At 39.3% G+C, this 23,233-nt stretch carries 26 protein-coding genes and 2 riboswitches; all 26 genes read left to right on the top strand.

Features of this window, described 5'->3' with window-relative positions; all coding sequences use genetic code 11:
* The first annotated feature begins 277 nt into the window (after window positions 1-277).
* The 26 genes from TSYNT_RS06800 to TSYNT_RS06675 all read left to right on the top strand — a co-directional run bounded on the left by TSYNT_RS06800 (window position 278) and on the right by TSYNT_RS06675 (window position 23,203).
* Entirely contained in the window at window positions 278-1,282 is a 1,005-nt protein-coding gene (locus tag TSYNT_RS06800) for a LacI family DNA-binding transcriptional regulator (protein WP_202859743.1), read from the top strand.
* Between the two features lie 710 nt (window positions 1,283-1,992).
* Window positions 1,993-2,850, top strand: coding sequence for a transketolase (locus TSYNT_RS06795; RefSeq protein WP_353682075.1), 858 nt, complete (start codon window positions 1,993-1,995; stop codon window positions 2,848-2,850).
* 10 nt (window positions 2,851-2,860) lie between these two features.
* The gene (locus TSYNT_RS06790) at window positions 2,861-3,805 is read left to right on the top strand and encodes a transketolase family protein (protein WP_059032734.1); all 945 of its coding nucleotides are present in this window, start codon (window positions 2,861-2,863) and stop codon (window positions 3,803-3,805) included.
* A gap of 174 nt (window positions 3,806-3,979) precedes the next feature.
* On the top strand, window positions 3,980-4,738 hold the full coding sequence (locus tag TSYNT_RS06785) for an SDR family NAD(P)-dependent oxidoreductase (RefSeq protein ID WP_059032733.1): 759 nt from the start codon (window positions 3,980-3,982) through the stop codon (window positions 4,736-4,738).
* A 211-nt stretch (window positions 4,739-4,949) separates the two neighbouring features.
* Window positions 4,950-5,840, top strand: coding sequence for a 2-hydroxy-3-oxopropionate reductase (garR, locus tag TSYNT_RS06780; RefSeq protein WP_059032732.1), 891 nt, complete (start codon window positions 4,950-4,952; stop codon window positions 5,838-5,840).
* Between the two features lie 158 nt (window positions 5,841-5,998).
* Entirely contained in the window at window positions 5,999-6,991 is a 993-nt protein-coding gene (locus tag TSYNT_RS06775; protein WP_059032731.1) for a TRAP transporter substrate-binding protein, read from the top strand.
* A gap of 10 nt (window positions 6,992-7,001) precedes the next feature.
* The gene (locus TSYNT_RS06770) at window positions 7,002-7,484 is read left to right on the top strand and encodes a TRAP transporter small permease (protein WP_059032730.1); all 483 of its coding nucleotides are present in this window, start codon (window positions 7,002-7,004) and stop codon (window positions 7,482-7,484) included.
* An 11-nt stretch (window positions 7,485-7,495) separates the two neighbouring features.
* Window positions 7,496-8,764, top strand: coding sequence for a TRAP transporter large permease (locus TSYNT_RS06765; protein WP_059032729.1), 1,269 nt, complete (start codon window positions 7,496-7,498; stop codon window positions 8,762-8,764).
* A 178-nt stretch (window positions 8,765-8,942) separates the two neighbouring features.
* Window positions 8,943-9,041, top strand: a riboswitch (TPP riboswitch).
* A gap of 72 nt (window positions 9,042-9,113) precedes the next feature.
* Window positions 9,114-9,908, top strand: coding sequence for a bifunctional hydroxymethylpyrimidine kinase/phosphomethylpyrimidine kinase (gene thiD, locus TSYNT_RS06760; RefSeq protein ID WP_059032728.1), 795 nt, complete (start codon window positions 9,114-9,116; stop codon window positions 9,906-9,908).
* Window positions 9,909-9,946: 38 nt separating this feature from the next.
* Window positions 9,947-10,777 carry a hydroxyethylthiazole kinase gene (thiM, locus tag TSYNT_RS06755; protein ID WP_059032727.1) on the top strand — a complete coding sequence of 277 codons (831 nt, stop codon included), beginning with the start codon at window positions 9,947-9,949 and terminating at the stop codon, window positions 10,775-10,777.
* On the top strand, window positions 10,767-11,396 hold the full coding sequence (gene thiE, locus TSYNT_RS06750) for a thiamine phosphate synthase (protein WP_059032726.1): 630 nt from the start codon (window positions 10,767-10,769) through the stop codon (window positions 11,394-11,396). The genes thiM and thiE overlap by 11 nt, the downstream gene beginning before the upstream one ends.
* A 156-nt stretch (window positions 11,397-11,552) precedes the next feature.
* Window positions 11,553-11,731, top strand: a riboswitch (cobalamin riboswitch).
* Window positions 11,732-11,939: 208 nt separating this feature from the next.
* Window positions 11,940-12,668 carry an energy-coupling factor ABC transporter permease gene (locus TSYNT_RS06745; protein ID WP_059032725.1) on the top strand — a complete coding sequence of 243 codons (729 nt, stop codon included), beginning with the start codon at window positions 11,940-11,942 and terminating at the stop codon, window positions 12,666-12,668.
* Window positions 12,669-12,959 (top strand): energy-coupling factor ABC transporter substrate-binding protein, encoded by a 291-nt coding sequence (locus TSYNT_RS06740; protein ID WP_059032724.1) that lies wholly within the window; start codon window positions 12,669-12,671, stop codon window positions 12,957-12,959.
* Complete coding sequence (cbiQ, locus tag TSYNT_RS06735; RefSeq protein ID WP_059032723.1) at window positions 12,946-13,722, top strand: cobalt ECF transporter T component CbiQ; 777 nt, start codon at window positions 12,946-12,948, stop codon at window positions 13,720-13,722. The genes TSYNT_RS06740 and cbiQ overlap by 14 nt, the downstream gene beginning before the upstream one ends.
* Window positions 13,719-14,540: an energy-coupling factor ABC transporter ATP-binding protein gene (locus TSYNT_RS06730; RefSeq protein ID WP_059032722.1), complete on the top strand. Its 822-nt coding sequence runs from the start codon at window positions 13,719-13,721 to the stop codon at window positions 14,538-14,540. The genes cbiQ and TSYNT_RS06730 overlap by 4 nt, the downstream gene beginning before the upstream one ends.
* A gap of 19 nt (window positions 14,541-14,559) precedes the next feature.
* Window positions 14,560-15,933 carry a cobyrinic acid a,c-diamide synthase CobB gene (locus TSYNT_RS06725; RefSeq protein ID WP_059032721.1) on the top strand — a complete coding sequence of 458 codons (1,374 nt, stop codon included), beginning with the start codon at window positions 14,560-14,562 and terminating at the stop codon, window positions 15,931-15,933.
* 4 nt (window positions 15,934-15,937) lie between these two features.
* Window positions 15,938-16,312: a sirohydrochlorin chelatase gene (locus tag TSYNT_RS06720; RefSeq protein ID WP_059032720.1), complete on the top strand. Its 375-nt coding sequence runs from the start codon at window positions 15,938-15,940 to the stop codon at window positions 16,310-16,312.
* A complete protein-coding gene (locus TSYNT_RS06715) occupies window positions 16,300-16,953 on the top strand; it encodes a precorrin-8X methylmutase (RefSeq protein ID WP_059032719.1) in 654 nt (217 codons plus the stop codon). The genes TSYNT_RS06720 and TSYNT_RS06715 overlap by 13 nt, the downstream gene beginning before the upstream one ends.
* Window positions 16,946-18,049, top strand: a complete 1,104-nt coding sequence (gene cbiD / locus TSYNT_RS06710) for a cobalt-precorrin-5B (C(1))-methyltransferase CbiD (protein ID WP_059032718.1) — start codon at window positions 16,946-16,948, stop codon at window positions 18,047-18,049. The genes TSYNT_RS06715 and cbiD overlap by 8 nt, the downstream gene beginning before the upstream one ends.
* A 5-nt stretch (window positions 18,050-18,054) precedes the next feature.
* Complete coding sequence (gene cbiE / locus TSYNT_RS06705) at window positions 18,055-18,687, top strand: precorrin-6y C5,15-methyltransferase (decarboxylating) subunit CbiE (RefSeq protein ID WP_238142659.1); 633 nt, start codon at window positions 18,055-18,057, stop codon at window positions 18,685-18,687.
* Window positions 18,645-19,259: a precorrin-6Y C5,15-methyltransferase (decarboxylating) subunit CbiT gene (gene cbiT / locus TSYNT_RS06700; RefSeq protein ID WP_059032716.1), complete on the top strand. Its 615-nt coding sequence runs from the start codon at window positions 18,645-18,647 to the stop codon at window positions 19,257-19,259. Before cbiE ends, cbiT begins: the two co-directional genes overlap by 43 nt.
* Window positions 19,252-19,935 carry a precorrin-2 C(20)-methyltransferase gene (cobI, locus tag TSYNT_RS06695; RefSeq protein WP_059032715.1) on the top strand — a complete coding sequence of 228 codons (684 nt, stop codon included), beginning with the start codon at window positions 19,252-19,254 and terminating at the stop codon, window positions 19,933-19,935. Before cbiT ends, cobI begins: the two co-directional genes overlap by 8 nt.
* Window positions 19,932-20,672 carry a precorrin-4 C(11)-methyltransferase gene (gene cobM, locus TSYNT_RS06690; protein ID WP_059032714.1) on the top strand — a complete coding sequence of 247 codons (741 nt, stop codon included), beginning with the start codon at window positions 19,932-19,934 and terminating at the stop codon, window positions 20,670-20,672. The genes cobI and cobM overlap by 4 nt, the downstream gene beginning before the upstream one ends.
* Window positions 20,617-21,723: a cobalt-precorrin 5A hydrolase gene (gene cbiG, locus TSYNT_RS06685; protein WP_083497683.1), complete on the top strand. Its 1,107-nt coding sequence runs from the start codon at window positions 20,617-20,619 to the stop codon at window positions 21,721-21,723. The genes cobM and cbiG overlap by 56 nt, the downstream gene beginning before the upstream one ends.
* The gene (gene cobJ, locus TSYNT_RS06680; RefSeq protein ID WP_059032713.1) at window positions 21,720-22,451 is read left to right on the top strand and encodes a precorrin-3B C(17)-methyltransferase; all 732 of its coding nucleotides are present in this window, start codon (window positions 21,720-21,722) and stop codon (window positions 22,449-22,451) included. The genes cbiG and cobJ overlap by 4 nt, the downstream gene beginning before the upstream one ends.
* A complete protein-coding gene (locus tag TSYNT_RS06675) occupies window positions 22,448-23,203 on the top strand; it encodes a cobalt-precorrin-6A reductase (protein ID WP_059032712.1) in 756 nt (251 codons plus the stop codon). The genes cobJ and TSYNT_RS06675 overlap by 4 nt, the downstream gene beginning before the upstream one ends.
* Window positions 23,204-23,233 lie beyond the last annotated feature (30 nt).

Here is a 23,233-nt window from a genome sequence, read left to right as displayed (position 1 = left end):
GACTTTGAACGTTTTTTATTCAAATAAGTGTCAAAGAACAATACTTTCATTGACGGATGTGCTGTTAAACTGATATACTCTATTATAACAGCTTTTTATTATTCTGATTGTATATTGTGCTGTCAACTTTGTTCCGTCAGAATTACTTAAAGCTGTCATTTTCAATTTCTACGAAGCTTGGGGAAGCATGGAATATTAAAAGTTTACCTTGTCATTGATTCAGGTTTATAATATAATAAAGTGGAAATAGTTAATCGATTTACTGGAGGTGATTATTTTGAAAAACAGGATTACAATGAAGGATATTGCTCGAGAAGCCGGAGTTTCTGTGGCGACTGTTTCTCATGTCATAAACGGTACAAAAAATATTTCTAAGGAAACAAGCGAAAGAGTGCTAAAGAGCATAGAAAAGTATAATTATGTTCCTGATTCATCAGCAAAAAATTTACGCAAAAAAAAGACAAAAACTGCCGGCTTGATTGTATCAAGTTTGCCTGATAATTTTGTAAATGATATGATTTTTGGTGTAGAAGAGCGCGCGAGAGAAATGGGATATAATCTTCTTTTGGTAAACACCAAAGAAGATGAAAAATATGAAGAAGAATCCATTAATCTATTGCATTCTAATTTAGTTGATGGAATTATTTTATCGCCTACTTCTGGTGATATCAGCTATTTAAATAAATATACAAATTATAAGTTTCCCGTGGTTATGGTAAATCGTTTTGATAAAAAAATAAAAAACATCCCCATAGTATCTGGCGATAATTATCAGCTTGGCTTTGATGCAACTACCCATCTATTGAGACATGGCCATAAAAAGATTGGATTTATATATTCTGTTCTGAATGTTTCAACAACAGAAGAAAGATTAAGAGGATATAAAGATGCTTTAAAACAATTCGATATTCCTTTTTGCGAAGGATGTTTGGAAAGAGGTTACGGAACAGTTAAAGGCGGTGCAGATGCTGTAGCTAATTTATTAAGCCGCGAAAAAGATATTACAGCTCTTTTTACCCAAACAGATCTAATGACAGTAGGCGCCATTGGAAAAATTAAAGAAATGCAATTGAGAATACCCGATGATTTAGCCATTATCGGATTTGGCGATTTCCCATCTGCAGTCATTATTGAACCACCTGTGACAAATATCATCCTTCCTGCAAGAACCATAGGGAGAACAGCGTTCGATGTATTGATAAACAAAATCCACAATCCTGATTATATGACCCATATACAACTGCCTTCTTCTTTAATAGTGAGAAATTCATGCGGTTGTTAATTGTAATCAAGGCTGAATATTTTATTCCAATTGGTAAATAGAATCATGTAACTATTTATCAAAAGACCGTCATTCTCATCACTTCTATAACACCATTAATTATGGTGTTATAGCCACTACCAACAAGCTTTTCCCTTCTACGGTTTTTAATTTTGCCCAACTACTATTCTTTTATTGTCTCCTATTTTTTTCTGCGCTTATTGTGAACGAAATAGCAGAAGTCCTATTATAATTTACTTTGTTCAACTTTCTTATTGGAATACCGCTCATACCGCAAAGTATAGTTAAGGGCCACACCTGAAATTTCCTGTCTAGTCAGCAGACAAGGGCAATACTTGCCATGAGAAACCTCCTTAGCAATTGGTATTATTGGGTTGTTCTAATTCGATTTTACCATTGCATGGAGGTTTTTTTATTTCAAAGTGCGTTTCTATATGATTTTTTCAAGGTTCAAGCCTATTTTATAGGTGGGAAAGTTGAGAATTTAATTAAATTTTTTAAATAACTATTGACAACAAAATATTTACATGATAATATTAAAAACAAAAAAGTAAAACGATTAACCAATTGATATATACAGATAATACACTGATAATTTATGTAACATAGTTAATCGTATAAATACATATAAGCTTTAACTTTCAAGTACATAAGTTTTAAATGTTGATACCAAAATTAGGCATTATAGATTTTCATTTCTAACAACAAATATAAATTTAAAGAAGGTGAATATCTTGAAAAATATTAGCATTGAAGAACTAAAACAAAAGGCAGCAGAACTAAGACAAACGGTATTGACGATGATTTATGAAGCTCAATCGGGACATCCGGGAGGATCTTTCTCTGCAGCTGATGTGGTGACAGCGCTTTATTTTAAAGAGATGAACATTGATCCTAAAAATCCTCGATGGGAAGACCGTGATCGATTTGTGCTATCAAAAGGACATGCGTGTCCCGCTCAATATGCCGCCCTTGCAATGTTGGGATACGTGCCTTATGAAACTATCCACAAGTTAAGGGAATATGGATCTCCATTCCAAGGCCATCCTGACATGAAGAAATGCCCAGGAATTGACATTTCTACAGGTTCACTTGGTCAAGGTTTATCCTGCGGCGTTGGAATGGCTATTGCTGGAAAAATTGATGAAAAGAATTATCGTGTGTTTGTGATGGTTGGTGATGGAGAATGTAATGAAGGTCAAATATGGGAAGCTGTCCAAACAGCCGCTAAATATAAACTTGATAATCTAGTGGTTTTTGTTGATAACAATGGCCTTCAATTAGATGGTACTACAGATGAAATAATGCCTACACAAGATTTCGAAGATAAATTCCGCGCATTTGGTTTTGAAACACAGCGTATTGATGGACATTCTATGGAACAAATCGTCAGTGTTCTTGATTTTGTTCGTGGACAAAAAAATGGAAAGCCAAAATGTATCGTTTTGGATACGGTTAAAGGTAAGGGTGTATCCTTTATGGAAAATAAATGTAACTGGCATGGAGTTGCTCCAAATGATGAAGAATATGAACAAGCAATGAAGGAACTTCGTGCATCAGTACAGTAGGAGGCTTGAAATGAGCGTGAAAAAAGACGATATGAAAAAGATTGCTACTCGGCAAGGTTTTGGTGACGAAATCGTTAAACTAGGAAAAGAAAATAAAAACATTATGGTCCTGGATATCGACATAGGAAAGTCTTGCAAAACTACTGAATTCCAAAAGCAACTTCCCAAACAGCATATTAATGTTGGTATTGCGGAGCAAAATGGTGCGGGAGTTGCAGCGGGATTAGCAACTACTGGAAAAATTCCTTTTATTAGCACATACGCGGTATTTGGATCTTTAAGAATGGCGGAACAAATCCGACAAGAAATCTGCTATCCCAATTTAAACGTAAAAATTGCGTGTTCTCATGGAGGATTGACTCCTGCAAATGACGGAGGCAGCCATCAAGGAATTGAGGACATGGGAGTATTAAGAACAATTCCAAATATGACAGTAGTAATGGGAGCTGATTATTACTCTACAAGAAAGCTTGTAAGACAAGCGGCAGAAATTTATGGCCCAGTGTATTTACGCTTTACAAGAGATGCAGTACCTGTTATATACGATGAAGATGAAGAATTTGTCATAGGAAAAGCTAAGGAATTAAAACAAGGCAAGGATGTAGCAATTATCGCAAATGGCGATACAGTTTGCCTTGCTATTGAGGCAGCAAATCAATTAGAAGAAGAAGGAGTTTCTGTAAAATTACTAGATATGCATACGATTAAGCCACTTGATAAACAAGCTGTTTTAGACTGTGTGGATATTGGTAGAATTATAACAGTAGAAGATCATAATGTAATAAATGGTCTAGGAAGCGCAGTTTGTGAAGTTGTTGCAGAAGCCGGTAAAGGCAAGGTAAGAAGAATTGGCATTCAAGATCAATTTGGTCAATCTGCCCCTTACGAAAAGCTGTTAGAATTAAATGGAATTACAGTAGAAAACATAATAATGAATGCAAAACAATTGCTTTAATCATACAAGAAAAAAGCTCAAAGAATAGCAATAGGCATGATAAATGAGAGCATTGCTTACATGTGAAAAACCGCATGTACGGTTCCGCAAGGGATAGTAGGCAGTCCCTTTGCGATGCAAATATAAATTAACGATGAAAGGAGAGTCGAGACTGTCTACTCGACCAGACTATACATGTTTGAATTAAATAATAAAGTCGCAATAATTACTGGAAGTGGTTCTGAAAAAGGTATTGGAAAAACGATTGCTTCTACATTAGCGAATCAAGGGGCAACCGTTGTTATTACAGATATTAATGAAGACGGCGTTAAGAAGAATGTTAACTTCATTGAGGAAAATGGTGGAAAAGCCTATGGCGTTGCTGGAGATCTTACAGACAAAAGCTTTGTCGATACATTAATAGAAGATGTTTTAGACAAATTTGGACGAATTGATATTTTAGTGAATAATGCGGGAATCTCACAAAAAGTTACTGTAGAAGATATGACCCTTGATGACATGAAAAGAATTTTCAGTGTCAATATGTATGGATTGTTCTTAATTACACAAGCATGTTTACGACCAATGAAAAAACAAAAATATGGTAGAATTATAAGTCTGTCATCCGTTTCTGCAAAAAGAGGCGGAGGTATATTTGGCGGCGCGCATTATTCTGCATCAAAGGCTGCAGTATTAGGATTTTCTAAAAATCTTGCACGGGAAGTGGCCCAAGATGGTATTACCGTAAACTGTGTTGCGCCAGGCTTGATTAATACAGAGATATGGAAATCTCTTTCAAAAGAACAGGCAGACAATATTATTGCCGGAATTCCCATAGGAAGACCAGGAGAAACTCAGGAAATCGCGTCAACAATTGCTTTTTTAGCGTCAGAAGAAGCATCATATATAACTGGTGAAGATATAGATATTAATGGTGGGCAACATATGGATTAAAAATACTAGGCCTTAGGCAGCTAACGAAATGTCCTAAGGCTTAATCCGCTTTTACCTGAATTCGTGACAAAATAAACTTTTTGCATTATGTGCCTCTAAAAGTTATCATTATTATTCAAAATATACAGGCTAATCAAAATTGAAAAAGGTATGCGCATTAACAAGGAATTGAAAAATATAGTGAATGATTTTTGCAACAAGGAGGGAAATCATGAGAATTGGTTTTATAGGGCTAGGCATTATGGGAAGACCAATGGTTTACAACCTTATCAAGGCAGGGCATTCGTTAAGAGTATATGACATTAATCGAAAGGCAGTAGAAGCAGTTGAAAAATATGGTGCTATAGCCTCAAAAAGTGTTTCGGAATTAGCAGAAAAAAGTGAAGTGTTTTTTACTATGTTGCCTAATTCATCCCACGTGGAAGAAGTAGTTCTCGGTGAAAACGGAATTATCAGCCATGCGAAAGAAAATACCTTACTAATTGATACTAGTTCAATTTCGCCTGTGGTTTCAAAAAGGATTGCTGATACCCTAAGGAAAAAAGGAATTGACATGGTAGATGCTCCGGTATCTGGTGGTGAAGATGGTGCGATATCGAGAACACTTTCCATAATGGTAGGCGGAGAAGATAAAGCTTTTAAAAAAGCATTTCCTGTATTACAAGCAGTTGGAAGAGATATTATTCATGTTGGTTCCAATGGTGCTGGTACAACGGTAAAGTTAGCTAATCAGATTATGGTAAATGTTAATATGGCTGCTATGGCAGAAGCTGTGACTTTTGCCGAAATGGCAGATATTGATATTACTAAAATGTATGAAGCAGTCCGTGGGGGAGCTGCCGGAAGCGCCGTGCTAGATGCAAAAATTCCCAAAATAGTAAAAAGAAATTTTCAGCCGGGTGGTCCTATTTCTATAAATGCAAAAGATTTACAAAATGTTATTGATGCCGGTAAAGAAATCAATGCTCCTCTTCCTTTGACGACTCAGGTTCTGGAAATGTTTCGTTCGCTGATTGCTCACGGTCATGAGCGAACGGATCATAGCGGGTTGCTAATTTACTATGAAAAATTAGCCAATTTTACCTGTGATGAAATGAAGTAATTTTTAAAAAAGAAGAGCATCGAAGTATAATTTGAAATGTGAGTTAAAAAACCATGAATCAATTTTTTCAGTAGTCTCTTCTGCATACGAAAGATACCTGATACTGATTAAAATATTTAGAAAGGAGTGTCGAGGCTGTCTACTCGACGTAAAAAACAATGAAATACATGCGGGGTATAGTCATTAGTCTTTTGTTTGTGTTAGGTTTTTCTCTCGTCTTTGTTTTCTTTACACAAAAAGAAGATGACAAAACAATCCTGATTCGTATAGGCCATGACCAACCAGTGGTTAATGAGCGCCACATTGCCTTAACCCATTTTAAAGAATTGGTGGAAGAGCGTTCGAACGGAGAAATTAGAGTAGAAATCTATCCACAAGGATTATTAGGAAATGAAGCTACATTAACAGAAAGCGTTTCCTTTGACGATTTGGAAATGGTAGCAACTAGCTCGACTAATCAATATGGATCTTTAATCAGCGTTTTTGAACTACCATACCTTTTTGATAGTTATGAGGAGGCATGGGCTACATTAGATGGAGAGATTGGTCGTAAAGTAGCGGATACATATTTAGATAATAATTTGAGAATACTCGCTTACTTTGAAAATGGATTCCGCCAAATTACTTCAAATCGTCCAATATATTCACCAGAAGATTTAAAAGGTTTAAAAATCCGTACACCAGAATTTCCCATGTCAATTCAGGTGTTTAATGCACTTGGCGCAAATCCAACACCCATGGGCTTTGGCGAGCTTTATACTGCTTTGCAACAAGGCACGGTGGATGCACAGGAAAATCCAGTTGCCAATGCTTATACGAATAAGTTTCAAGAAGTGCAAGATTACTTGATTATGACAAATCACCAATATATGCCTGTTCATCTTATTATTAGTGATGAATTTTTTCAATCACTTTCCAAAGAGTATCAAGAAATTATTCAGAAATCAGCCCAGGAAAGTGCGGAATTTCACCGTCAACTGCTGCGCGAGAGGGAACAGCAAATGATAGATGAATTAGTTGCAGATGGAATGAAAGTGATTGAGGTGGATACGGAACCCTTTAAAGAAAAAGTTGGTCCTGTATACGAATGGTTTGCTCGAATTCATGGTCAAGAGATTATTGATCGCATTCTTAAAGCAGCAAAAAGTTAGGAGGGTTATTATGAGGGCATTAAAATGGCTCGATGATCATTTGGAAGAATGGCTTCTTGTTATTTTACTAAGTTCAACTTCAATAATCGTTTTTCTTCAAGTTATTATGCGCTTCATTTTTCGAAACTCTTTAACGTGGTCTGAAGAATTGGCACGATACTTATTTATCTGGATGACTTATGTAGGAGTAAGTTATGGAATAAAGATGAAAATGCATTTAAAAGTAGATGCTTTAGATTCGTTATTTGATAAAAAAGGAAACTTAATAACTGATATGCTTGCTGATTTATTTCTATTAATTTTTATGTTGATTATGACTTATTTTGGACTTGACATTGTATTCCGTGCAACTCGTACTTCAGCCGCATTAGGTATTCCTATGAGATATGTATATCTTGCACCTGTGGTTGGTTTTGGACTTTCTATTATCCGACTGATACAAACAAATATAATTAAATATAAGTATATCTGCCAGGCCGATAAATTGGATTAGGAGGAGTTAATATGGTTACATTTTTATTATTTGGAACTTTTGCGCTATTAATTGCGCTGAAAGTACCCATTGCTTTTGCAATGGGTTTAGCTTGTATTGTTGTTGCGCTTTTCTCACCAAGCTTAACACTAACCTTTATTGCGCAAGGCCTTGTAACTTCGACAGATAGTTTTGCACTTATGGCAATACCTTTCTTTGTTCTTGCTGGCGAACTAATGGGAAAAGGTGGAATTTCACGCAGATTATTTAATTTTATCAATGTTTTCGTTGGACGTTTCTATGGTGGGACGGCCATGGCTGCGGTAATTACATGTATATTTTTTGCAGCTATTTCTGGTTCAGGACCGGCAACAGTTGCAGCAGTTGGCGGAATGATGATTCCAATGATGATTAGCGAGGGATATGACAGCCGGTTTACTACAGTATTATTAGCTACAGCCGGCGCTCTTGGAATAATCATACCTCCAAGTATCCCTTTGGTGCTCTTTGGCGTAGGCTCAGGAACTTCCATAGGCGACTTGTTTAAAGGCGGTATGATACCAGGCGTTTTTATCGGAATCTGCTTATGTATCTATGTCTATTTCTATTCAAAAAAAATAGGATATCGTGGAAATCAAGAACCCTTCTCCTTAAAACGTTTGAAGTCTTCTTTTATAGAAGCTATCTGGGCAATACTTGTTCCGATTATAATTCTAGGTGGAATTTACGGCGGTATTTTTACACCAACAGAAGCTGCAGTGGTTGCTGTTTTCTACTCACTTTTTGTAAGTGTATTCATATATCGAGAAGTAAAACTATCAGATTTATTCACAATTCTATGTAATGCAGCTGGAAGTTCAGCAACTATTCTTATAGTGATCGGGACAGCAACAACCTTTGGAACAATCATGTCGTTGGAAAGAATACCCGAAGCAGTAGCCGCTGGGATGCTTTCAATTTCTTCAAACCCGATTATAGCCACATTGTTGATTGTAGTTATTTTGTTAATCGTGGGAATGTTTATGGATACTTCAGCTGCGGTTGTTATCTTTACACCGATATTATTTCCAATTGCCATGGAAGTTGGAATAAATCCAGTGCATTTTGGTATTATTATGATTGTAACTCTAGCAATTGGTTTTATTACTCCTCCTGTAGGTGTTAACCTCTTTGTCGCTATGAATATTGGAAAAACAACGATGGTGCAGATATTTCCTTATATCATTCCATTTTTATTAGTTTGCTTAGCAGGATTGACTGTGATTTTACTTGTGCCACAGCTAACGTTGTTCCTGGTATAATGTCTATATAGCTGGAAATTTACAAAAAAGATGAATCAATCGGCACATGAAGAAAATTTTATATACTCCTGAATATTTTGATTTGCCAAAAGTTCATTTATAATTTTGTCTTCAGCGGTTTTTAAATCGTGTTGACAGAACCTTTTTTAAGTGATACGTTATTAACAACAATATAATATGCAGTTTGCGGGGGAACTCTTATGAGTTGAGAAGGTAAAACCTGACCCTTTGAACCTGTCAGCTAACACTGGTGTAGGGAAGCGAAAATTTTTAGAGAAAACGATGCTTGCCAAATTCAGCAAGCATTATTTTTTTGTTCAGAAGGAAGGTGTGAAAAACGAAAAAAGTTATATCTATTGCCGGATCTGATTGCAGTGGTGGCGCAGGTATTCAGGCAGATATCAAAACCTTTGCCGCCCACGGCGTTTATGGTATGAGCGTTATTGTTTCTGTAGTAGCTGAAAATACATTTCGTGTCATTGACATGCAGGATATTGAGCCTGAAATAATCGAGAAACAGATTGATGCTATTTTTGAGGATATTGACACAGATGCTGTCAAAATAGGAATGCTATCACAATCGACTTCCATGAAAGCTGTAGCGCACAAACTCAGGGAGTATGGGCCTCAAAATATTGTAATTGATCCTGTCATGATAGCAAAAAATGGTTGCCCGCTAATGCAACCCGATTCAATGGATACATTAATCGAAGAAATACTGCCTCTTGCTGACCTGCTGACACCAAATATTCCAGAAGCCGAAAGGATTACAGGGTTATCTATTCAAACATCCGAGGACATGGAGCATGCAGCTGAAAAGATCGCAAAAATGGGTGCAAAAGCTGTTTTGGTAAAAGGTGGTCACGCTAAAGGAGAGGCACTTGACATATTATTTAATGGCGAACATTTTACTTATTTTAGCGAGGAGCGTATAAATACTAAAAACACTCATGGAACAGGTTGCACTTATTCTTCCGCAATAGCTTCCAACCTCGCATTAGGTCTTGATTTAGAGGAAGCAGTAAAAAGAGCAAAAGATTATGTTACCACGGCAATAAGACATTCTCTGCCTATTGGAAAGGGCTGTGGACCCACTCATCACTTTTATAATCTCTATCAAAACGGATTGCAGAGGGAGTATTAATCAAATGAAATACAAAACACAAGGGGATGATTTATGTAATGGAGATAAAATATATTGAAAAAGTTAAGAAAGCCTTTGAAATGGTGCACACCAAAAAACCTCTAGTTCATCATATTACAAATTATGTTACTGTAAATGATTGTGCCAATATCACACTGGCTATAGGGGCATCTCCCATCATGGCAGACGATATCCGAGAAGTGGAAGCTATTACATCAATTTCTTCGGCTCTGGTGCTAAATATTGGCACACTGAATGAACGGACGGTTCAGGCAATGCTTGCCGCAGGAGAAAAGGCCAATAAACTTGAGATTCCCGTGGTGTTCGATCCGGTCGGCGCCGGCGCATCAGAATTGCGCAATCGGACGACAGAGCAAATTTTAGAAAAAGTGCAGCTTAGCGTGCTTCGCGGCAATATGTCAGAGATCCGTTTTATCGCCGGGCTGGAAGCCTCAACGAAAGGCGTTGATGCTTCCGATGCAGACATCAATAGCGGTCTTGCAGCAGGATGCAGTATTTCCGAAACAATAGCAAAAAAGTATGGCTGTGTGGCAGCGATTACCGGTGAAACAGATATTGTTTCAGATGGGCAGCACACTCTTCTCCTTGAAAACGGTACAAAACTGCTTTCCGGTATAACAGGTACAGGCTGTATGTGCACATCGCTTATTGGGTCTTTCTGCGGAGCGACAGAAGATTTTCTGGTTGCTGCTGCAGGAGGTATACTCTGTATGGGTATCGCAGGCGAGGCTGCTGCGGAAAAGGTCGGAAAAGAGGGCAGCGGCAGTTTACATAAAGCAATTATAGATTCTGTTAGCAATATGAATGCCGAAATTTTTACAAAGAGGGCAAAAATTCATGAAGCCTGAGATTGATTATAGCCTTTATTTGGTGACTGACCGCCAGCTTATGAGTACCCCGACGTTGGAGGAAGCAGTAGAACAGGCAATCAAAGGTGGAGCAACACTGGTGCAGCTGCGAGAAAAAACAGTGTCATCCCTTGACTTTTACCAAATAGCGAAAAGCATAAAGCAAGTTACAGACGCTTACCATGTACCGCTTATTATCAACGACCGTGTTGATGTTGCGCTGGCAGTGGATGCCGCCGGCGTCCATATCGGGCAGAACGACCTTCCGGCAGAGATTGTCCGCTCAATTATCGGCTCTGACAAAATTTTGGGTGTTTCGGCTTCTACTTTAGATGAGGCAATTCGGGCAAAGGAGAGCGGAGCAGATTATCTTGGTATAGGAGCCATGTTTTCCACGAAAACAAAAACTGATGTAGAGCTTGTATCAATGGAAGAATTGGAAAAAATCCGGCATTCCGTCAGATTGCCGTTAGTTCTGATTGGCGGCATTAACCTAGAAACTCTGCCGCACTTTGAGGGCATGGGTATTGACGGTATAGCAGTTATTTCAGCCCTGATTTCAGCAAAGGACATTACAGAAGAGGCCAAAAAGCTAAAAAAAGTAGCTTCACAACTATAAGGGGTAAAAAATTTTGACATAGGGCTAGAAAAATTATGCAGTTGGTTAAAGCTGTAATACGCAACCGTAAAATTTTGGTATTTATTGTATATTAAGAAAAAAATCGTCTTGTATTATGCGACATTTATTGTTATAATGGAACCATCTTAGGAAAATAAATATTTTAAAGGTGTAGGTGTCAATTTTAGATTGACTAAAAGGGAAGTCGGGTGAAAATCCCGCGCGGTCCCGCCACTGTAAAGGCGAGCTACCTTATACTGAGCCACTGGGAAACTGGGAAGGCATAAGGAGCGATGAACCTGAGCCAGGAGACCTGCCTATGCTGATTTCACTATCCTACGACCGATAGGGAGGTGCAATCTGTGAACTGCTTAGGCGATAAAGCCCCTTGACGTTTGTAGTCAAGGGGCTTTTTGAATGGTAAAAGATAGGATATTTAATTTATGGGATATTTTATTAGAGCAAGGTTGACAATCCATTTACCTGAAACACTAATGCCAAAAAAGACACGAAAATAAAAGTTAAAACTTGGGAGGTATTTTAATGACTAAAAAGATATGCTTGCTAGCTGTTTTGTTATGCATGATGCCGAGCACGGCTTTTGCCATGCACATCATGGAAGGATTTTTACCGCCTGTATGGGCTGCTGTATGGTATGTAGCTATGATTCCCTTTGTAGTTGTCGGTCTTTCATCAATAAAGAAGTTAATCCGTGAAGATCCCAGCAATAAAATGCTGTTGGGATTTGTAGGAGCATTTGCCTTTGTGCTGTCGGCTTTGAAACTGCCTTCGCTGACAGGAAGTTGCTCTCATCCTACAGGCGTTGGTCTGGGAGCTATATTATTCGGGCCCTGGGTTATGAGCGTGATAGGAATGATAGTGCTGCTATTTCAAGCACTCCTCTTGGCTCATGGAGGGCTTACAACTCTTGGAGCAAACACCTTTTCAATGGCTATAGTCGGTCCTTTTGTGTCATATGCTACATATAAACTTGCAAAAAAGATGGGAGCATCAAGAAGCATAGCTGTATTTTTGGCAGCGGCTTTAGGAGATCTTATGACATATGTTGTTACATCTTTTCAGCTGGCAATAGCTTTTCCGGCAGAGGTGGGCGGCTTTACGGCATCATTTACAAAATTTATAGGTATTTTTGCCCTGACGCAAGTTCCCTTGGCCATAAGCGAGGGACTGCTTACAGTAATTGTGGTCAATCTTCTTTCGGCATATGATAGCAATACTCTTGTCGGCCACTTCAAAGAAGGGGGTCTATAAATGAATAACAAGAACCTTTTAATGAAAAACTTGTTTTTACTATTACTCGTAATAATCATTGCAATAATTCCGATGATGTTTGTAAAAGACGGAGAGTTTGAGGGCGCTGATGGACAAGCAGAAGAAGCTATTACTGAAATTGTATCAGATTATGAACCATGGTTTTCAAATATTTGGGAGCCGCCCAGCGGAGAAATCGAGAGCATGCTTTTTGCGCTGCAAGCAGCTTTAGGTGCCGGTTTTATAGGCTACTTTTTCGGCCGCCTAGCTCAAAAAAATGCTGCTAGATAGTCTTGTTTATAAAAATGGGTTAAAAGATGTTCATCCCGGGGAAAAGCTGATTTTTGCTTTAATAACTATGTGTATAGGCTTTATTCCAAACATATATTGTGATGGGCTGATTATCTTACTTATGGCGGCTATTATAATTATCAAGGGTGGAATACCACCAAAAATATATCTGCACTTAATTTTCCTTCCCCTTGCTTTCCTTGGGATGAGCATTTTACCTATAGTGATAAATTTTGGGGCAAGTGCCGAGCAAAGTCTCGTGCATTTCCCTTTTTTTCAAACAACTATAGGTGTTACATATGGCGGATTAAAACAGGCCGGTTTTCTTTCTGCAAGGTCTATGGCTCTAGTGTCTTGTTTATACTTTATATCTCTTACAACACCGATTCTGGATTTAATAGCCCTGCTTAAAAAGCTAAATGTCCCCGGCGTATTATTGGATTTAATGCTGCTCATATACCGCCAGTTATTTGTGGTTTTAGATACTGCAGAAAAAATATACACAGCTCAAAATGCACGTTTGGGCTATGTGAATTTCAAGTCAAGCCTAAACTCGATGGGTAAACTGCTTTCATATCTTATTACAAAATCATTTTCAGATTCAAAAAGACTTTATACGGCTTTGGTCTCTCGCGGATATGACGGAGAGCTTAAAGTTTTGGATTCAAACTACCGATTTTCTGTAAAGAATTTATTGATAATAGCAGCTATCGACACCGCTCTGTTTGTCATAGCTTTAAAAACCGGAGGCTCTTTTAAATGAGTCAATACATTTTTGAAACTTGTGAATTAGAGTATGAGTACCCTGACAGCACCAAAGCTCTAAAAGGAATAAATTTGGCCATAGAAAAAGGCAAAAAGACAGCCGTTCTAGGGCCTAATGGCGCCGGAAAATCTACACTATTTCTTCACTTTAACGGAATATTAAAACCCAAAAGCGGCCGAGTACTTTTTGACGGCAGGGAAATTGAGTATAATCGACGGCATCTTATGGAACTTAGAAAAAATGTAGGCATAGTCTTTCAAGACCCGGATACTCAAATTTTTGCCGGAACGGTGTTTCAAGAAGTATCCTTTGGACCCCTCAATTTAGGATTGAAGGATGATGAAGTAAAAGAGAGAGTTGAAAAAGCTCTGATTACTGCAGGAGTTTATGACTTAGCTCAAAAGCCGACACATCTTTTAAGTTATGGTCAAAAAAAGCGGGTTTGTATTGCAGGAGTTTTGGCAATGGAACCGGAGGTTATAATATTTGACGAACCTACAGCCTATCTAGATCCTAAGCACTGCCGTATTCTCCTTGAAAGCCTTAATGTGCTGCATCAAAGCGGAAAACAGATAATTCTTTCAACACATGATGTTAATTTGGCTTACGGCTGGGCGGACAATATAATAATAATCAAAGATGGCAAACTTCTGAAGTCGGGAACTCCGGAAGAAATTTTTGCAAATGATGAAGTTCTAAAGCAAGCCGATCTTCAAAAGCCCATGCTTTTAGAAGTATATGAAGTGCTTTTTGAAAAAGGACTCATTGGCAAAAGACAGCCAAAATCAATAGAGGATTTAAGGTGCATACTTTAAACAAAAGGACTGGTTATTTATGAATAGAGGCGTAATGATAGCCGGGACCAACAGCGGTTCCGGCAAGACCACCATAAGTCTTGGAATAATGGGCGCTCTTTCTAAAAGGCTCAAAGTGGTACCGTTTAAGGTGGGACCGGACTATATTGACCCTGCTTATCACAAATTGGTAAGCAAAAATCCCTCCTACAATTTAGACATTCACATGTTGGGCGAAGAAAGGCTTGCATCACTATTTTATGAAAAAACCGCGGGGCGAGATATCTCTATAGTAGAAGGTGTGATGGGGTTATTTGACGGCAAAGATTCTTTGGGATTTGCCAGCAGCGCCCATGTGGCCAAAATCTTAGGCATACCCGTAATATTAGTTGTAGATGCCGGCGGTATGTCTAGAAGTGCCTCGGCAATGGTTAAAGGCTATAAAGATTTTGATCCTGAATTAAACTTAGCCGGAGTAATATTTAATCGTGTTGGGGGAGATGAGCATTTTAAACTTTTAAAAGAATGTATAGAAAAGGATACAGGGCTTTGCGCCTTAGGCTATCTTCCAAAAGACGAAAAACTTGTAATCCCGGAGCGGCCAATGGGCCTTATGCCTCCGGAAGAGATGGAAAATCTTGAAGAAGGCCTAGAAAGACTAAATTATTTAATAGAAAAACATATAGATCTTGCTAAGATTTTTAAAATTGCAGAGAGTGCTCATATACCTGTCCTGCCTAATGAATGCAGTAAATCCGCAGATACCGGCGGCAAAAAGCTAAAGATTGCAGTTGCCATGGATGATGCCTTTTGCTTTTACTATAATGCTTCCTTAGAGCTTTTTGAAGAAAAAGGCGCCTGTCTTGTGCCCTTTAGCCCTTTAAAAGATGCCGAGCTTCCGAAAGGAATATCCGGCTTATACATAGGAGGAGGTTTTCCAGAAAACTTTGGCCGGCAGCTTAGTCAAAACAATTCTATGAAAAATTCCATATTTTACGCCATCAATGCAGGCCTTCCTACCTATGCAGAAGGCGGCGGCCTGATGTATCTTGCAAAGACAGTTTATGACAGAGGCGGCAAGGCTTATCCGATGGTGGGCATATTTGACTGTGAAACAGTAATGACAGACAGGCTTCAAAATTTTGGATATGTGACGGCAGAAGTAGTAAAAGACAATGTGCTCGCTCCTTTCGGCACCATAATAAATGGCCAGGAGTTTCACTATTCTAAGATAAATGGTAATTTAAACAACGCAAGCTATATTATTAGAAAGCCGGAACAAAACCGTAAGTGGCAGTGCGGCTACACCTATAAAAACTGTCTTGCCTCTTATATGCATATAGATTTTTATGCATATCCTAAGCTTTTGGATAATTTTCTGGATAAATGTAGGCAAATCAATGATAAGGAGTAAAAATATGGATAAAACCTTGCTTATTCTAGCTCACGGCAGTAAAGCTCAATCTACCACGGAAGTAATCTATCAAGTTCGCGGCGAAATTGCAAAAAGGAATTTATATAAGGAAGTAAAAGTTGCCTTTATGGAATTTAATCACCCGAATATTCGCGAAGCCTTTGATGAAATTTATAAAGAAGGCTTGAGGCAGGTGGTAGCAGTACCTATGTTTTTGTTTGAGGGAAACCACATACGACATGATATTCCGGAGGAACTTACTAATGTTAAAAATGTTTATCCGGATTTGGAAATTTCACTTGCAAAGCCGATAGGCTTTGACAGACGCATTGCAGATATTTTAATCGAAAGGGCTGCGGGAAAACTATGGGAAATTTAAGCTATGTGAAAACACCTGAGGGCATAGAGAAAAAAAGCTTCGAGATAATAGAGGAAAATGTTGATAAAGCAAACTTTAGCCCTAAAGAATGGAACGTTGTCAGGAGAGTTATCCATACTACGGCAGATTTTGATTTTGCTAATTTACTAAAATTCTCGCCAGGTGCAATTGAAGCGGGGCTTTCGGCAATGCAAAAAGGATGCCGTATTTATACAGATACCAGAATGGCTGAAGCGGGAATTAATAAAAAGGCACTTAAAGAGCTGGGATGCAAGGCTTTATGCATGGTAGACGATCCGCAGGCGGCAGAGATGGCAAAGCGCGAGGGCATAACCCGTTCCATGGCCTCTGTAATGATGGCAGCTGCTTTTCCTGATATAAAGATTTATGTTTTGGGAAATGCCCCAACGGCACTGTTTAAGCTGATCGAACTTATAAGGGAAGGGAAAGCCAATCCTGATTTAATAATTGGCGTCCCGGTAGGATTTGTAGGAGCGGCGGAATCCAAAGAAGAGCTTTCCAAGCTTTCGGTTCCGCATATAATTACAAAAGGACAAAAAGGAGGCAGCAACATAGCTGCTGCCATAGTTAATGCACTGATGTATATGAGTCTTGAGGAGAAAACCATTAAAAATGGATAAGTACATCGTAAAGAACGGAAAAAAACTTCGATACGGCTATACCACCGGCAGCTGTGCAGCCGCTGCTGCAAAAGCTGCAACTTTTGCACTGTTTTATGAAAACATTCCCCGGGAAATCGAAATCGACACCCCAAAAGGATGGCCGCTTAAACTTCCGATAGCCGCTTTTGAAAAAGGAGAAGATTGGGTAAGCTGTGGAATTAAAAAAGATGGCGGAGATGACCCTGATGTGACAGATGGCCTTATTATATACTGCAAGGCAGAGCGTGTCTCAGAAGGAGTAACAATTACCGCCGGCGCCGGAATAGGCATTGTCACAAAACCCGGACTTCAAGTAAAGCCGGGAGAACCTGCCATAAACCCGGTGCCACAGGCTATGATAAAAAACGAAGTTTGCAAGGTGCTTCCCAAGGGCTGTGGTGTAAGACTTACCATAAGTATTCCCGGCGGTGAAGAAGTTGCCGAAAGGACTTTTAATCCGATGCTGGGAATTAAGGGAGGGCTTTCGGTTATCGGCACTACAGGAATAGTTGAACCTATGTCCACTGCGGCCCTAAAGGATACACTGGCGGTTCAATTGTCAATACTTGCAGCCCAGGGACATAAAAAAGTAATCTTGGTGCCGGGTAATTATGGCAAAAATTATGCACTAAAATCCGGTGAAAATCCGGAGCTTATCGTCTCTTATGGCAACTACCTGGGGTTCGCCTTGGAAAAAGTAGTGGAATATGGTTTCAAAGATGTTTTGTTAATCGGAGATATCGGCAAACTCATTAAAATAGCCGCAGGCATATTTGATACAACAGGGAAAGTTGCCGATGCCCGCAGCGAGATAATGACAGCATATGCAGCATATTTTGGAGTCACAAAGGATGTGGCGGTAAATTTGCTAAATTCTGTTACAACTCGGGAAGCTCTAAGTATTATCGAAGAAGCAGGCATAGATATGGAAAGTTTTAGTAAATTTATTGCCGAAAGAATTGTCGCACGCTGCATGTGGTATACAGGGAAAAGCTTGAATATAGAGGTAAAAATTTTTTCATTAAATCGAGGTTTTCTGGCAAAAGCCTATGGGAAAGGGGAAAATTCCAATTGATAAGTGTGGTAGGCATCGGTCCGGGACATCCTGACTATGTAACTCCAATTGCTCTAAAAAAGATACAATCCGCTGATGTTATCATAGGCGGCCGGCGGCAGCTTAAAATGTGTGAAGGGGTTTCGTGCGCGAAAATATTGTTCGATGGCAAGTTGGATTTAGAAAAAGCCCTGGATAATCCTGGCAATGTAGTAGTCTTAGCTTCCGGCGATCCGACAATATACGGTATCCTCGATAAAATACTCAGCTTGCGAAAGAAAGAAGAAATCGAAGTAATTTCCGGAATAAGTTGTATCCAATACATGCTGGGAAAACTTAAGATGCCAATGAAAGATGTTTGCGTGATAAGCCTTCACGGTCGAAAGCAGGAGCTTATAGAAAAAGTCAAGGAATATAAATCGTTAGCAGTGCTTACCGACAAAATACATAGCCCTTGCTACATTGCTCAAAGTTTAAGACAGGCAGGTATTGTTGATGTAAAAATATATGTTGGAGAAAACCTATCTTATGAAAATGAAAAGATAGGGGAATTTTCGGTTGAAGAACTTGCCGAAAGCACTCAAAATTTTGACTTAAATGTGGTGGTGATAACAAGGTGTGGCAGTATGGATTCGGCATCCCTGACGAGCTTTTTATAAGAGGCAGCGTGCCCATGACAAAACAAGAGATAAGGGTTTTATCTCTTTCAAAAATGCGGCTCAAAAGCGACAGCATAGTTTGGGATATAGGCGCAGGCACAGGCTCGGTTTCAGTGGAAGCAGCAGTGTATTGCAGGGAGGGAAGGGTCTTTGCAATTGAGAAAAATCCGGAGGCAATAAAGCTGCTTAAAGAGAATCGAAAGGCATTTGAAGTTAAAAATATGGAAATAGTTTGTGGACAAGCACCTGATGCGCTTTCAAATCTTCCTTGCCCTGACAGCATATTCATAGGCGGAACCGGGGATTTTACCGAGGAAATCCTAGAAACAGCCGCCGAAAGACTTACGCCCTACGGCATTATAGTTGCAAATGCCATAGCAATAGATACCTTATGCAGTTTGCAGGGATTTTTTAAGGTAAGATGCTGGGAGAGGGATATCACCTTAGCAAATATCTCTACTTCAAAGCAAGTAAAGGGAAAAACAATGATGTTTGCCCACAATCCCATTTATATATTTGCAGCAAGAAAACCCGAAGACAGCAAGAAAGCAGAGGAGCCTTTATATGAATAAATCAGGTAAGTTTTATGGAATCGGAGTGGGACCGGGAGACCCGACACTTATTACTATGAAAGCCGCACAGATTTTGTCTAAAGTGGATATGGTCATAGCTCCTGCGGCAGATAAAGAAAGCTTGGCTTTAAAGATAGCCCGGCCTTACATCAATTGTAAAGTTATAGAGATGAATTTTCCCATGATAAGCAATAAAAATAAACTAAATGATATTTGGGACAAAAACGTTAAGATCATTCAAGAAATTCTTAAAGAAGGCAACGACACTGCGTTTATAACGTTGGGAGATCCTATGATATACAGCACTTATACATATATATTATCACGACTTTGCGGGTATGAAGCCGAAACAATTCCGGGAATAACATCTTTTTGCGCCGCTGCATCTAAGGTCAATATCCCCATAGCAGAAGGAGACGCTCCCTTTGCCGTAATACCGGTTAAAGACAAAAAATTACTGGAAAAAACCCTAAAGGATTTTGACAATGTTGTTTTGATGAAAATATCCAGAAATTATGATGATGTAGTAAAGGTCTTGAAGGAAAACGGATTTTGTGCAGTGCTTGTTACCCACTGCGGCCAGGAAGATGAAAAAATAGAATTTGATTTAGATAAATATTTGGGCAGGGGTGTAAGCTACCTTTCCCTAATTATTGCCTGGAGGGATAAAAAGTGATTTATTTTATCGGTGCCGGTCCCGGTGATGTGGAACTTATTACTATAAAGGGTAAAAAGCTTTTGGAAAATTGCGATGTAGTAATATATGCAGGCTCGCTTGTAAACCCTGAGCTGCTAAAATATGCAAAAGACGGAGCGAAGATTTATAACAGTGCTACGATGAATCTTGATGAAATCATCGATGCCATGAAAGATGCTTTTGAAAAAGGGGCAGATGTGGCAAGACTTCATACGGGAGATCCTTCTATTTATGGGGCAATAAGGGAACAGATGGAAGCTCTTGATAAACTTGCGATACCCTATGAAGTAATTCCGGGTGTCAGCTCATTTAGCGCTGCCGGTGCAGTATTAAAGCGGGAACTTACCGTGCCCGGACAAAGCCAGACCATCATACTGACCAGAGTAGAAGGCAGAACGCCGGTTCCCGAAGAGGAAAGCTTAGATGCTTTGGCAAAACATAAAGCAACTATGGCTATTTTTCTCAGCATAAATCAGATTGAAAAAATTGCAGAAGACTTGGCGAAGGTTTATGGTTCGGATGCTCCTATCGCTGTTGTATATAAAGCCACCTGGGAGGACCAAAAGATTGTGCAGGGCACTCTTTCAGATATTGCAGAAAAAGTAAAAGAAGCGGGAATTTGCAAGACAGCACTGATATTGGTAGGAAATTTCTTAAGTGATGAATATGACTTCTCATGCCTCTATAACAAAACATTCAGCCATGAATACAGGTAAGAAAATGAAGACAGCCATTATTGCTATAACAAAAAACGGAATGAGCATTGCCGAGAAAATCAGAGCAGGCGTCGGCGGCGATGTATATGTAAACAGTCGGCTTTTAAATGAAGCTGATTTGAAAAACTATTTTCCGATAAAAAACTCATTTAAGGATTTTATCCGCCAAATATTTTCAAGCTATGACGGTCTGATTTTTATAACAGCTGCCGGTATTGCGACTCGGGCGATTGCGCCGGTGATTTGCGACAAAAGAACGGATCCGGCGGTTGTAGTGGTGGACGAACAGGGGAAATTTTCTATAAGCTTGCTTTCCGGGCATCTTGGCGGGGCAAATGAACTTGCGTCAAAAGTGGCTCAGGTTCTAAAATGTATGCCGGTAATTACTACCGCCAGTGACATTCAGGGTTTTGAGAGCATAGATGTTTTAGCCAAAAAACTCGGCTTTTATATTGACAATTTCTCGGATTTGCCGAAGGTGAGCGCCTGCCTTGTAAATGGTGAGAAGCTGGCATTATCGGTAGAAAAAGACTTTCCATATGAAAAGCTGGCACATCTTATAAAGCGGTCAGAAGTATTTTCAAATGATTTGCCTAAAGATGCCAAAGCTGCTGTATTTGTAACGGATGAAGAAATATTGCCTCCTCCCGTGCCTTATGTAATCTTACGGCCTCAAAATACAGTGCTTGGTATCGGTACAAGAAAGGGCGTGCCTTATGAGACACTGCTTACTCAAGTCAAAAGGGCTTTAAGGGATTTTAATTTAAGCGAAAAAAGCGTGGGCTGTATTGCGTCAGTGGATATAAAAAGAGAAGAAAAATGTATACTGCAATTGTCTGAGTGCTTAAATGCGCCGCTTAAACTATATACCGGCGTACAGCTTGCAGAATACGAAAACCGTTTCCCTTGCTCCTCTTTTGTCAAAAAAACCGTAGGCACAGGCTGTGTGGCAAGACCGGCGGCCTATATGGCAAGCCGAGGAGGAGAGGAATTAGGATATTACACATCAAAGGGCATTACTTTGGCAGTATATAAAAGGAGGACATCATGAGCTGGATAAAAGCGGTGGGAATAGGGCCGGGTTCTTTGGAACACATGACTTTGCAAGCCATGGATGCTTTGAAGGAATGTGATGTGGTCGTAGGGTATAATACATACTTAAATTTAATAAAACCGATTATTCAAGATAAAAAAATCATAGGCTCAGGTATGCGCCATGAAGTTTCAAGGTGCAAGAAGGCCATAGAGCTTGCAAATGAAGGGAAAAAAGTCTGTGTAATCAGCAGCGGCGATCCGGGGATATATGGCATGGCAGGTCTTTTGCTGGAACTTTCAGCAAAGGAGGGCTTAGATATAAAAATTGAAGTGATACCGGGCATAAGTGCTGTAAATATGGCAGCGGCTCTTTTAGGGGCTCCGCTAATGCACGATTTTGCGCTGATTAGCCTTTCAGACCATCTGACGCCATGGGAAGTCATAGAGAGAAGGCTGGATTCGGCAGCTCAGGCAGACTTTGTCATAGCCTTATACAACCCCAGAAGCCATGAGCGAGAAAACCATTTGGATACCGCCCTTGAAATTATATCAAAATATAAGCCTAAGGATACTCCTGTAGGCATAGTGAAAAATGCATCCAGAGAAGGAGAAAAGGTGATATTTACAACACTGGAATCGGTGCCGATAGAGAATATCGATATGACAAGCATTGTAGTTATCGGCAACAAGAACACATTTACGATAGGTGGCAAAATGATTACACCACGAGGGTATAAGCTATGATTATGGTATTAGCAGGTACGAAGGATGGACGGATTTTATCTGAGAGGCTTTGCAAAAAAGGACTTAAAGTCTTAGCCACAACGGTTACCGAATATGGCAGCCGGCTGTTTGGCCCGGGAATTGAATTCAGAACAGGTCCCTTAAACAAGGATAGTCTTGAACAAATAATTAAAGAAAACAACATAGAACTCATCGTAGATGCAACACATCCTTATGCAAAAGATATAAGCGAAACCGCCATAGCAGTATCCTGCAAATGCAATATAGAGTATCTTCGCTATGAACGGGAAAGCTCCAAAACCCAATATCCTAATATAATTCATGTAAAAGACATAGACGAAGCCGTAAAGGTTTTAGAAAAATATCAGCGAATTTTCCTGACCACAGGCAGTAAAAATCTAGACAAGTTTGCAAAGCTTATGCACATAGGTAAATATCTTATTGCACGAGTGCTGCCAAAGAGTGAAGTCCTAAAAAAATGCGAAGATTTGGGGTTTACTCCGGAAAATATCATAGCGGCAAAAGGGCCTTTTAGTATGGAAATAAATTTTCAAATGTTTAAGGAATACAGGGCGGATGTAGTAGTTACAAAAGACAGCGGAGCAATTGGCGGTGTGCCGGAAAAAATCACAGCCGCTTCAAAGCTTAATCTTCCAATCCTGCTGATTGAGCGGCCATCTGTAAATTACCCCAATGTAGTAAATGATATGGATAAAGTTATTTGTGAAATTTGCAATAGATTTCTTCTGTGAAACTATTTTATTTCAAAAAAAGGTTTGGTG

Origin of the sequence: Tepidanaerobacter syntrophicus (assembly GCF_001485475.2) — a bacterium.
GTDB lineage: Bacteria > Bacillota > Thermosediminibacteria > Thermosediminibacterales > Tepidanaerobacteraceae > Tepidanaerobacter > Tepidanaerobacter syntrophicus.
The sequence above is the reverse complement of the archived record's forward strand: the minus strand, read 5'-3'. Positions and strand labels throughout refer to the sequence as shown.